Raw genomic sequence first — 11,880 nt, 5'->3', positions numbered from 1 at the left:
TAAAAAACAACAGTTACTTTCCCTGCCTCTATTATCGTCCTGGTGGCAGCGCTTTCAAAATAGCTCTTTTTGTGAGAAAATATGCCAAAAAGGGCATAATTATGAGCACTATCATTATCAGAGGAGACAATGGAAGATTTTTCATTTGACCGCCAGATCATTGATGTTTTGGAGACTGTTAAGCGCACGGGCAGCATTTCACAAGCCGCTGACGCACTTTTTATCAGCCAGCCGACAATCAGCAAAATCATTCGTAAACAAGAAAAAAAGTATCAAGTCGAACTTCTTGACCGCAGCAGTCATCCACTGCACTTGACCTATGCCGGCGAGTATTTTTTGGAACAATGCAAACGTTTTAATCAATCATATGAGACTATGCAGCATCATTTGCGGCAATTTGCTGGCGTTTCAGCTGGCAGCTTAACAATTGGTGTGACGCCATCTCTATCCTCAGTTGTGTTGCCCCAACTCCTGCCGGTGTTTTATCAACGCTATCCGCATATTCATCTGCATCTGCTTGAAAAGACCGCCAGCGAATTAGAAGAAGCACTGCTGAACCATGCGATTGATCTGTATATCGGTGTCACACCAGGTTACCGTAAAGAATTTTCCTGTTGCCGACTGTTCACAGATGGTGCGGTATTATTATTGCCCAGGCGTTTGTCCAGAGACTTAAAGCTGCCGCCAAGTATCGAGGATATCGGGCCGCTGGTTAATGGCCTGGATTTTATCAGTGAAGAAGAGGGCTCCTCGTTTCAAAGGCTTGTGAATGCTTACTCGGCTAAATATAATCTAGCGCCGAATATTCTTGTGAAAACGGCCCATATTTCTACGGCACGGAGTCTGGCTTGTGCTGGTTTTGCAGCGACATTGATTCCGCGTTTGATGTTGACTGAAGAGGTTAGAAAAGCCGACCTGCAAGTCATTAGCATAAGCCCGGAAGTCTTTCAATTTGATATCTCGGGAACTTTTGATGTGGATGTAGCGCCTAGCGAACCATTAATCAATTTTATGAATTTGGCCCAGGAAGTTTTCCAGCCGCCTTTTGGAAAGGAACAAGATGCCACTGTCGATAATTCATAAAAGTTATTACGCCTTGGGGACGCGGATCAGCCTGACGTTATTGCCGCCAGCTCAAGAGGCTGATCTAGCCGCCGCTTACGATTTAATTCGCGATTATGAAGACCGTTTAACCGTCAATCGGGATCAATCCGAATTAATGTCGATCAACCAAGCTGCCGGCCGGCATCCGGTCGCTGTTTCAAAAATTAGTTATGATTTGATAAAATGCGCTTACACCATCAGCAGACTCAATCTAGGTTTTAATGCTGCCATTGGGCCGCTCGTTAAATTGTGGCGAATTGGTTTTTCCGGTGCTAATCTGCCGGATCCGGTCGAAATTCAAAAACGTCTATCTTTGATCGATCCCGCTCAGATCCAGCTGGATGACGACAAGCGGACTGTTTTTTTAAAGCAAGCCGGTATGGAACTTGACTTGGGTGCGATTGCCAAAGGCTATATCGCAGACGCTGTTTTAGCCTTGTGGCAGCAGCACGGATTAAAGAGCGGCGTGATTGATCTGGGCGGCAATATTCTGTTGATGGGGAAAAGCCAGCACCCAGACGGATTGTGGCGTGTTGGTATTCAAGACCCGGATCTGGCGCGTAATCAGCTTCTGGGCAGCTTGGAAACACCTGCTCGATCGATTGTGACTTCTGGTATCTACGAACGTTTTTTACAAGTAGATGGAAAAAAATACCATCACATGTTTGACTCCAAAACCGGTTACCCAATCGCCAATGATTTAGCCAGTGTCACGGTTATCAGCCCGCGATCAATTGACGGCGATATCTGGACGACTTTGGCTTTTTATGCCGGCCTAGAATCTGGCTTAGTTATGATTGAAAAAGAGCCGGATTTGGAAGCTATTTTTGTGACCCGCGACCGGCGAGTGGCAGTCACAAACGGTTTGCAACAATCTTTTCACCTGCTTAATCCGGATTATCAGATGATTGAGCCATAATATTCCTTTAAAAAACCGCAATGACGGCTTTTTTTATTATGATTGGATTATGAGATATTTAATTACTGGTGCAAACGGCCAATTGGGCCGCGAGCTGCATGAACTGCTAGAAGCACAGAATTTGGACTTTTCTGCTTATGATTCTAAAATGCTGGATATTACGAACCGGCAAGCAGTGTTTGAAGCTGTTCAGGCTCAGGCACCCGGTGTGATTTTTGATGCTGCAGCTTATACAAAAGTCGATGCAGCCGAAGATGAAGGCAAAGCACGAAATTGGGCCGTGAACGTCGATGGTACTAAAAATCTGGCACAGGCCGCGGCTGCTTTTGGCGCAACGCTTGTCTATGTATCCACGGATTATGTTTTTGATGGCAAAAAAGAAACGCCTTATTTGGAAACAGACTCAGTCAATCCTAAAAATGAATATGGCAAGGCTAAACTAGCTGGCGAAAAGGCTGTTCTTGCTTCGCATGCTAAGGCCTATGTGGTCCGCACCAGCTGGGTTTATGGTGAATATGGCCATAATTTCGTCTATACGATGCAGAAATTAGCTGAGACACACCCGAAACTGACGGTGGTTAATGACCAGATTGGCCGGCCGACCTGGACTAAATCGCTGGCTGAATTTATGCAGCATTTAGTCGATAGCGGTCAAGAGCCGGGTATTTATAACTTTTCCAACGACGGTACTGCCAGCTGGTATCAGTTTGCCCAAGAAATTTTAAAGGGCAGCCAGGCTGAAATTGAGCCTGTCACATCGGAACAATTTCCGCAAAAAGCCTATCGGCCGCGCCATTCGATTCTGGATTTAAAGAAAGCCAAAGCAACCGGATTTAAAATCCCGACTTGGCAGGAAGCTTTGAAAATGTCGGGTATGATAGATAAGTAATGATATTAGATTTAGCAGATAAACAAGCAGTTGATAAATATAATCGCTTTGTCCGCACGAATTGGCGCGGGCAGGCCACACAAGATACTCTCTGGGCAGACTTGAAAGCCAATTGGGGGCATCTTTTTGTGTATCGTGAAAATGATCAGGGAGAAGTGATTGCGGCCATGACTGTTTTGACAATCGAAGCCGTGCCGGGACGGCTTTTAGCTTATTCGCCGCGCGGGCCGATTGCTGATTTTCAGAATGTTGATTTAATTGCCAGCCTAGTTGATGAAGCCGTTGCTGCTTTGCCAAAGAATACTTTTTTGCTGCGCATGGATCCGGAAGTCGCTTATGATGACGATTTAAATCAGCGTTATCTTGCAGCTGGTTTTCAGACGCGTAACCGCCAGGTCACGACGATGCATGGCAATATTCAGCCGCGCAAAAATATGGTAATGAGCTATCAAGGCATGGCCAACACAGACGATTTGATGAAACATTTCAAACGCGACTACCGCAACCAGATCCGCCGGGCTATCAAAGACGGCGTTAAGGTCACTTCTGGATGTAATCGGGATTTTGTCGACGCTTTTTACGATACTTATAAAAAAATGGCCGGCTATCAGCAGATTACTTATCGTCCGGAAAGCTATTTTTACCGCATGGTGGATTTGTTTGCCCAGACTGGCCTGCTGAAGATCTTTGTCGCTCATTTTCAGGGCCAGGTTATTGCGTCGGGGATTGGTTTTGCTCACGGGGATGAGATCTGGTACATGTATGCTGGATCGGACCGGGAATTTTCCAAACATTATGCGCCTTATCTCGTGCAGTGGGAGATGACGAAATGGGGTTTATCGCTAGGGAAAGCTGAATACGATTTTGGCGGCGTCGGCCAATTCGATCCTTCTGACGGCCTTTTTCGTTTCAAACATGGTTTTACCTACGAAGATGCACCGCGAGAATATATCGGCGAAGTCGACAAAGTCTTAGACCAGCCGGCCTACGAACAGTATTTGAAGACCTTTAAGTAATGGCAAAAAAGCAGGCTAGGACAAGTGAACATCGTTTTCGCCGCTGGCTGCTGCCGGCTCTTTTACTGATTATTTTTTTGTCCACTTTAGGCTATCTCGGTTACCAGCATTTTCAAGAATTATACGCGCGTATTCAGCCTTTAAAGGTCTATGAACCCAAGGGAAAAATTGTCAAACGATCTGATCCTTCCTATGCCGCCGAGATTCTTAAAATGATTCAATGGAATCCGCATGCCGATCAAAAAGAGGACAAAATCGGTTATGTGGCGATTCCTAGTCAGCACATTCTGCTGCCGATTTATGTTAATCCTTATAGCAGCCAGACGCTGAATTTAGGCGCAGCTTCAGTCAAAGGCCAACAATTAGGCCAAAAGAGCAATTATTCGCTGGCCGCACATAATTTTAATAACCATGTGACGGGATTTTCGCCTTTGCAACTGACTGAAAATCAAAATGCGCCCTATTTAACCAGTAGCGGGACACACGATGTTCATGGCCTTGACGGCATCAAAGTTTACGCAGCTGATAAAGAAAATTTGTATGTTTATCGCGTTGTTGTTCAAAACACGGTCTATAAAGACCAAGTGTCAGTCATGGATCCGGCCAATACCATCGGCAAACAGCCGACACTGACGATTATTTCCTGTCTGTTTCCCAATATCAATTACCGGATTATCACCCGAGCTGTCTTGAGCAAAAAATATCCCTTGATGACAGCACCGAAAACGCTGCTTCGCATTTTTGACATGCGTCTCAATCAGACCAATGCGCATGTCAATTGGTTTAACCCTGGGCAAGAAGAAGGATCAAACGGCGCCATGGGCGGATTCAAAAAATAAAGCAATAAAAAAGATCTGTTACCAGATCTTTTCCGTATCGTTCCAGGCGGCTATCGTGACACGACCGTCTTTTTTTGGCTCAAAAATCAGTTTGGAAATCGCACCGTTATCGAGTTTGTGAGAAGCGAGCTCGGCTGATTGAAATTTGTTTGCTAAGGCACGCATGAGACTGCCGTGTGTGACGACGAGCACATTATCGCCAGCCTTGAAAGTCTCTCGGATCATATTCAAGCCATGTGTGAGACGCTGATTGAATTCGGCTGAGTCTTCAGCAAGATGCAGCGGGTCGTTCTTTTTAAAAAGATCCATTAGGCCGTCAAAACCAAATTTTGCGATTGTGTCGCCATAACCAACGGCTTCTGCCTGCATGGTCTTATCAAAACCGTGATCATATTCAGCAACAATTTGCTGAATGGTCAAGCCTTCAGCGCTGCCGAAAAAGATTTCTCTAAAGTCCTTTTCAGCTGTTGGCAAAGCCGGAGAATCAGCTTGATTGGCGTTTAGAACAAAGCGGGCCGTATTGTAGGCACGGGGCAGGTCGGAAGAAAATGCAGCCTTAAAATGTACGCCGGCCAGCCTAATTCCGGCTGCTTTGCCGTCTGCAATACCTTTTTCAGTTAGATCAATATCTGACCAGCCTTGAAAGCGACCCATCAAATTAAAATAGGTCTGTCCATGGCGGACAAAAAATACGTTAATACCTTGTTCTGTCATAATTTCATTCTAGCACGCCGCGTAAATCCACCGCCGGCAATTCTGTCTACTTAATCAGTGTTTTTGGCGTATAATATTATGACGACTTTATGACAGATACGATAAGAGACAATGAACAGCAGCATCTGGATCTGGTGTTAAAGGAACTTGACAAGAAAATCGTCGAGACCGGCACACGGATCAGCAGAGCTAAAGACAATTTAAAAGAAGCTGAAAAGGGCTGGCAGGACATTCGCGTGAAGTTTTCCGACTTCAATGCGGTGGTTGAGACCGGCGCATCCGTCCATGCCCAGCAGCAGATTTTGGCACAGCGCGAACGCGATCAATCCCAGGCTGAAGTTCAGATGGCGACATTAAAAAAGCTGCAGGGCCGGCCTTATTTTGCGCGGATTGATTTTATTGATCAGAGTGATCAGGCAGCTCAAAAAGAGACAATTTACATTGGCCTGGCGTCGTTTGCTGATGAAAGCGGGCATTTTTACGTTTATGATTGGCGAGCCCCGATTTCTTCTATTTATTATGACGGCGCTTTAGGGAAGATTGATTACCAGACACCTGATGGGACGCAGACGGCTGACGTCAAGTTAAAACGCCAGTTTGAAATCGCTGATGGCGTGATTTTGACTTTATTCGATACTGAAGAAGCGGTTGGCGATAAATTGCTTTTAGAGGCTCTATCTTCGGATTCATCAACGAAAATGAAGTCGATCGTGACGACGATTCAGCGCGAACAGAACCGGATCATTCGAGACACAGATTCCGATCTGCTATTTGTTCAGGGCGCTGCTGGTTCGGGAAAAACGGCGGCTGTTTTGCAGCGAATCGCTTACCTGCTTTATCGCTACCGCGGCAAGATCACGTCCGGACAAGTCGTCTTGTTTTCACCAAACCAGATTTTTAATGACTATGTCAATGAGGTGCTGCCGGATCTGGGTGAAAACAACATGATTCAAATGACCTTTTATCAATATGCTAATTACCGCCTGCCGAAAATCGAAGTGCAGACTCTAGCTGAGCGTTTTGAAAGCGAAAACGATCCTGAGTCTGTGAAAATGACTGATTTTAAGGGCAGCTTGCCTTTCTTTAAGGCAGTTCGCCGGTATTCCGAACATATCGGCCGTTCAGGCATGAGTTTTCGAAATCTCATGTTTCAAGGAGAAATCTTTTTCTCATCTGAAGAAATTGCTGAAATTTATTATTCCTTCAATAGCAATTATTCGCTCAGTCAACGTTTGGAGGCTACCAAACAAGCACTGCTGCGCAAGACGATGGGCCGGATTTCCTCAGAGATGAAAAAACGCTGGGTGGATATCGCGATTGAAAATCTAGCAGCTAGTGATCTTGAGCTGATGCTGGGTGATCCGGACAAACGAGAATTCGAATCCGAAAAAAAAGAGCGCAACGAACTGGCTAAAAAAATCGTCCGCGAAGCGTTAAAACCTGTTTTCCGACGCATCCGCCGTGGTATTTTCATGAATCCTAACAAGTTGTTCCTCGGTTTTCTCAAAGCCGTCCCAACTTTGCTGTCTTTGGATCAATTCGGCATTCAGCCTGACGAGTGGTCTCGTGCCTGTGATCGTTCGGCTGCTGATTTAGCAGACGGCAAGCTGAATTTAAATGATACGGCTATTTATCTGTATTTGTTTGATTTGGTCAACGGCCATCACGGTGACCGGTCGATTCGTTTCCTCTTCGTTGATGAAGTTCAGGATTACACGGCCTTCCAGCTGGCATTTTTGAAGTTTTCTTTCCCGAAGGCCAAGTTCACGCTTTTGGGTGATTTGAACCAAGCTATTTTCACGCGGACAAATGCCAGCAGCCTTGAATCCGCCATGTATCAGCTGTTTGACCCGGACAAGTCGAGAACGATCAAATTAACGAAGACTTATCGTTCGACCGAACAGATTACCGACTTTACGAGTGCTTTGCTGACTGATTCGGAAAATATCGAAGCTTTTGCCCGTGAAGGACAAAAACCGCAGTTTATCAAGGGCAATGCCGCGGCTAATTTAGTCAAGATACTAAAGGATAATTTGGCTGATGAATTAACAACGGCGATTATCACAAAAACTGCTGCTCAGGCTAAAGAAGTCCATGAAGATCTCTTACAAGCTGGCACCGCCTCAACGTTGATCACATTGGAAAACCAGCGTCTGGTGCCGGGTACGATTGTCATACCGGGCTATCTGGCCAAGGGTCTGGAATTTGATGCCGTCATTTTATGGCAGGTTGATAATCGTAATTATAGTGGCGAAAATGACCGTGAATTGTTGTATACAGTTGCCAGCCGTGCGATGCACCGTCTCACGATTCTTTCAGACCAAGAATTTAGCCGCTTGTTTAATCAGGTTGATGAGCATCTTTATGAAAAAATCTGATATAATAAATGCGACCAGCTGAGGTAGTATCTATCTACCTACCCGCCATGATCTTCGGATCATGGCGTTTTTTTATTGCTCATATAACCGATATAATGAAAAGTATGCCTACTACCCAATTCGCTTCAGAAAAATTCATAAACGGCACTTTCGTTGCTAACGCCAAGGGATTCGGCTTCGTTAAGACTGATGAGGGTCAAGAAGACCTGTTTATCGGCCGAGCCAACACGAATCTGGCCATGCAAAACGATGAAGTGCTGGCTTCAATCGTTCATGCTGGTCGTGATGGCCGCGGTCCAGAAGGCAAAGTTGAAAAAATTCTCAGTCACGCCAATCAACAGGTGGTGGGTGTTTTTCGTTCGGGCGTCAATCGTGACGATCTGCCGCACCCAATGGACCCTAGCCAGTTTATCGGGACAATTACCTTTAGCGATGACAAAATGCAGGAATTTAAGTATCTTGTCGACAATAAAGGCCTGACGCCAAGCGATCGCGATTCTGTGACAGTAACGACCAGTGTGTTTCCGACCAGCAGCAATCCGACCGTTTTGATCGGATCTGTTACCAAAGTGATCGGTCGTTCCGATGCGCCTGGCGTTGACATCCTTGAGATCGTTTATAGCTTGAAAATCCCCAGTGTTTACCCGGATGAAGCCGCAGCACAAGCCAAGGCGATTCCGCAATCAATTGATTTACAACAGGCTTTAGCTGATGGCCGGCCTGATTTTCGCGACCAGCCGCTGATCACGATTGATGGTGCTGACACGAAAGATATTGATGATGCGGTTGTTGTCTGGAAGCTGCCCAACGGCAATTACCATTTAGGTGTTCATATCGCTGATGTGTCTAATTACGTGCCTGAAGGGACGCCTTTGGATCAGGAGGCTTACAAACGCGGGACCTCAGTCTATTTGACGGATCGCGTTATTCCGATGCTGCCGACAGAAATTTCTAACGGCATTGCGTCATTGAATCCGAATGAGGATCGTTTGGCCATGTCTTGCGAGATGGAAATTGATTTGCAGGGAAGAATTGTTTCACATAAAATCCAGCCCAGTATCATTCGCTCACATGCACGTATGACCTATGATTCGATCAATAAAATTTTAGCCGGTGATAGCGCCGAACGGGCCAAATATGCTGATCTGGCTGAAATGATCGAACAAATGGGCCGGCTGCACAAAATTTTAGCTAAAATGCGGACAGCTCGTGGTGCCATTGAATTTGAGACCAATGAGGCTGAGATCATCGTTGATAAAAAAGGTCATCCGACTGATGTCGTTGTACGCGATCGCGGGATTGGCGAGCGTATGATTGAATCCTTTATGCTGGCTGCTAACGAGACCGTGGCTCAGCATTTTGATCATCTGCATGTACCTTTTTTGTATCGTGTCCATGAAGTGCCTGAAGGCGATAAAGTCACCAATTTCTTTGAATTCATGCGTGCAATCGGCCATCCGATTAAGGCTGATCCGAAGAATTTAAAGCCAAAAGATTTCCAGGCGGCCTTAGAAGCTGTTGCCGGCTTGCCTGAAGAGATGATGATTCAGACCATGATGCTGCGGGCGACCAAACAAGCCCATTATTCTCCTCAGCCAATTGGCCATTTTGGCATTGCGGCCAAATATTATACGCATTTCACTTCGCCAATCCGGCGTTATCCGGATTTGGTCGTTCATCGTTTGATCAAACATTATGCCAAATTCGGCACTGGCCCAAAAGCTACTGAAGCCGTCCGCGACAAGCTGCCTCAAATCGGTGTTGATACCTCTGAAAGAGAACGCCGCGCAGTTGATGCCGAAAGAGCCACCAACGACATGAAATTCGCTGAATATATGGAGGACCATATTGGCGAGACATACGACGGTGTTGTCAATTCGGCTTTGAAATTCGGCTTGTTTATCAGTTTGCCTAATACGATTGAAGGCCTTGTCCATATCAGCACGATGGACGATGATGTCTATCAGTATGACGAGACGCGCCAGGCTTTGATTGGCCGGACGCGCCATCGGATTTTTACAATTGGTCTGGCAGTGAAAGTACAGGTTGTCAATGCCAATAAAGAGACGCGCAAAATTGATTTCAAACTGGTCAACCCGCAAGCAGCACCAATCACCAAGATTCGTCTGGCAGCCGAGCCTGAACGCCGGTCTTTTCATCATGACAATAGCCACCGCCCAGGCAACAATTTCCAAAATAGCCAAGGAGGGCAAAAGAAGCGTCCACAAAAAGGAGCCTACAAGTCGACAGGTAAATATCGTCTCCGCGGAGGCCGGCATTAATGGCTAAAAAACAGACAAAAGACCAAGCCTTGGCCAATAATCGCCGAGCCTCTTTTAACTATCTGATCGGTGAGACCTACGAAGCTGGTATCCAATTGACTGGTACGGAAATTAAATCTGTCCGCTTGGGCCAAATCACGATTGGGGATGCTTACGTTACAATTCGCAACGGTCAGGCCTATTTGAATAACGCCAATATTTCGCCTTATAAGCAGGGCAACCAGTTCAATAGTGATCCGCTCCGGCGGCGCAAACTATTGCTGCACAAACGCGAAATTGCTGCTTTAGACGAGGCTGTGATGCAAGGCGGCAAGACGATTGTCCCTTTGCGCGTTTATCTCGTAAAAGGTTTTGCCAAAATTCTGATTGCCATCGGTACTGGTAAAAAGAATTACGATAAACGGCAGACAATCAAGGAACGCGACATGCAGCGCGAATTGGGCAAAAATCTAAAAAATTATCATTGATTAATTGATTCTCGTGGCCATTTTGTATTTGTATTTCGTCGCGCGAGTCGGCAGCTGCAGGAGGCTGCGATTTTTTTTAACACCCCATCGGTCTAATAAGGCCGCAATCGCCACATGGACTGGTGCTTGGGCGTCTTTGGTCACGTCCAATTGATAGTACAGGCCGTCTGGAAATGAGACAGGATTAACTTCTAACAGTTTGACCCGGCCATGGCGAATGCGGTATTTGCCGGAAGTAATTTCGCCTGTGACGACCCAATTTAAGTAGCGAATGAAGATAATATCTCCTAACCCTGCAAAATTGAAGCCGATCGAGGCCACATATTTATCGTGATAGAGCAGTTGAAAACGTGGCAGAATACCATAGGAAACCTGGCGGATACGGGACTGTTCAACGCCATGTGTGTCATAAACATACAGGACATCGTTTTTGCTGCCGATTTTACCGGAAATATTAAAAGCGATTGTCAAATCTTCGTTGTAGGCGCGATTTTCTTTTTGACGCGTATCATGCTGTTGGGTTAAAAAATAACGACTCATACTATAATTTTAACCGTGAATGATTATTTAATAAATTTAAAAAAGACCGATTGGTACAAACACCTGCTGCCAGTCCTAGGTGAAACGTATTTTAAACAGATCAATGACTTTTTAGCTGACTGTTATGAAGGGCCGGACCGTGTTTTCCCGCCGGCTGACAAGATTTTCTCTGCTATGCTTGATACAAGCTTAGCTGATACGAAGGTGATTATCGTCGGCCAGGATCCTTATCACGAGCTGGGCCAAGCACAAGGGCTGAGTTTCAGCGTTCCTGACGATTTTCCGGCACCTAGCAGCCTGCAGAATATTCATAAAGAAATTCAGACTGATCTGGGACAGGCAAGGCAATCGCATGATTTAATCCCGTGGGCTAAGCAAGGCGTGCTGCTTTTGAATTCAGTGCTAACAGTTAAAGAACACCAAGCTAATTCGCATGCCGGGCTGATTTGGGAGAAATTTACAGATTCAGTGATTCAGCTGGCCAGTGCCGAGCCGCAGCCAAAAGTCTTCATCCTCTGGGGCAATTTCGCACGGAGAAAAGCCTCGTTAATCGACGCTGAAAAAGATTTGATTCTGCAGTCGGCACATCCGTCTGGTTTGTCGGCTAATCGCGGCTTTTTTGGCAGCAGGCCCTTTAGCCAGACAAATGACTGGCTGCAGGCACACGGCAGAAATGCAATTAATTGGTTGAAATAACGTGCATATGGAAGCGTTTTCTATGATAATAAGGCT

11 protein-coding genes are annotated in these 11,880 nt (G+C 45.9%); 9 read left to right on the top strand and 2 right to left on the bottom strand.

Translation table 11 applies throughout. The features are described from left to right. Positions 1-129 precede the first annotated feature (129 nt). Genes OKIT_RS09090 through OKIT_RS09070 form a run of 5 tightly spaced genes read left to right on the top strand, consistent with a single transcriptional unit; the run spans position 130 to position 4,767 of the window. Positions 130-1,083, top strand: a complete 954-nt coding sequence (locus tag OKIT_RS09090; protein WP_007747312.1) for a LysR family transcriptional regulator — start codon at positions 130-132, stop codon at positions 1,081-1,083. Further along, on the top strand, positions 1,061-2,023 hold the full coding sequence (locus tag OKIT_RS09085; protein ID WP_007747309.1) for an FAD:protein FMN transferase: 963 nt from the start codon (positions 1,061-1,063) through the stop codon (positions 2,021-2,023). Before OKIT_RS09090 ends, OKIT_RS09085 begins: the two co-directional genes overlap by 23 nt. A gap of 49 nt (positions 2,024-2,072) precedes the next feature. After that, the gene (gene rfbD / locus OKIT_RS09080) at positions 2,073-2,912 is read left to right on the top strand and encodes a dTDP-4-dehydrorhamnose reductase (protein WP_028291773.1); all 840 of its coding nucleotides are present in this window, start codon (positions 2,073-2,075) and stop codon (positions 2,910-2,912) included. After that, entirely contained in the window at positions 2,912-3,928 is a 1,017-nt protein-coding gene (locus OKIT_RS09075) for a lipid II:glycine glycyltransferase FemX (RefSeq protein WP_007747304.1), read from the top strand. The genes rfbD and OKIT_RS09075 overlap by 1 nt, the downstream gene beginning before the upstream one ends. Then, the gene (locus OKIT_RS09070) at positions 3,928-4,767 is read left to right on the top strand and encodes a class A sortase (RefSeq protein WP_007747301.1); all 840 of its coding nucleotides are present in this window, start codon (positions 3,928-3,930) and stop codon (positions 4,765-4,767) included. Before OKIT_RS09075 ends, OKIT_RS09070 begins: the two co-directional genes overlap by 1 nt. Positions 4,768-4,785: 18 nt before the next feature. On the opposite strand, the gene OKIT_RS09065 is transcribed toward OKIT_RS09070, so the two are convergent. Next, on the bottom strand, positions 4,786-5,481 hold the full coding sequence (locus OKIT_RS09065) for a histidine phosphatase family protein (protein ID WP_007747298.1): 696 nt from the start codon (positions 5,479-5,481) through the stop codon (positions 4,786-4,788). A gap of 89 nt (positions 5,482-5,570) precedes the next feature. Here OKIT_RS09065 and helD point away from each other — a divergent pair, with 89 nt between their 5' ends. The 3 genes from helD (at position 5,571) to smpB (ending at position 10,608) form a co-directional block, all read left to right on the top strand. Then, entirely contained in the window at positions 5,571-7,859 is a 2,289-nt protein-coding gene (gene helD / locus OKIT_RS09060) for an RNA polymerase recycling motor HelD (protein ID WP_007747295.1), read from the top strand. A 104-nt stretch (positions 7,860-7,963) separates the two neighbouring features. Beyond that, on the top strand, positions 7,964-10,141 hold the full coding sequence (gene rnr / locus OKIT_RS09055; protein WP_007747293.1) for a ribonuclease R: 2,178 nt from the start codon (positions 7,964-7,966) through the stop codon (positions 10,139-10,141). Then, on the top strand, positions 10,141-10,608 hold the full coding sequence (smpB, locus tag OKIT_RS09050; protein ID WP_007747291.1) for an SsrA-binding protein SmpB: 468 nt from the start codon (positions 10,141-10,143) through the stop codon (positions 10,606-10,608). Before rnr ends, smpB begins: the two co-directional genes overlap by 1 nt. Here the strand turns inward: smpB and OKIT_RS09045 are convergent, their stop codons facing one another. Further along, positions 10,609-11,148, bottom strand: coding sequence for an LURP-one-related/scramblase family protein (locus OKIT_RS09045; RefSeq protein WP_007747285.1), 540 nt, complete (start codon positions 11,146-11,148; stop codon positions 10,609-10,611). 15 nt (positions 11,149-11,163) lie between these two features. Here OKIT_RS09045 and OKIT_RS09040 point away from each other — a divergent pair, with 15 nt between their 5' ends. Then, positions 11,164-11,844, top strand: a complete 681-nt coding sequence (locus OKIT_RS09040) for a uracil-DNA glycosylase (protein WP_007747283.1) — start codon at positions 11,164-11,166, stop codon at positions 11,842-11,844. Positions 11,845-11,880 lie beyond the last annotated feature (36 nt).

This window comes from Oenococcus kitaharae DSM 17330 (assembly GCF_000241055.1).
Taxonomy (GTDB): Bacteria; Bacillota; Bacilli; order Lactobacillales; family Lactobacillaceae; genus Oenococcus; species Oenococcus kitaharae.
This window is presented reverse-complemented; position numbering and strand designations above follow the sequence as displayed.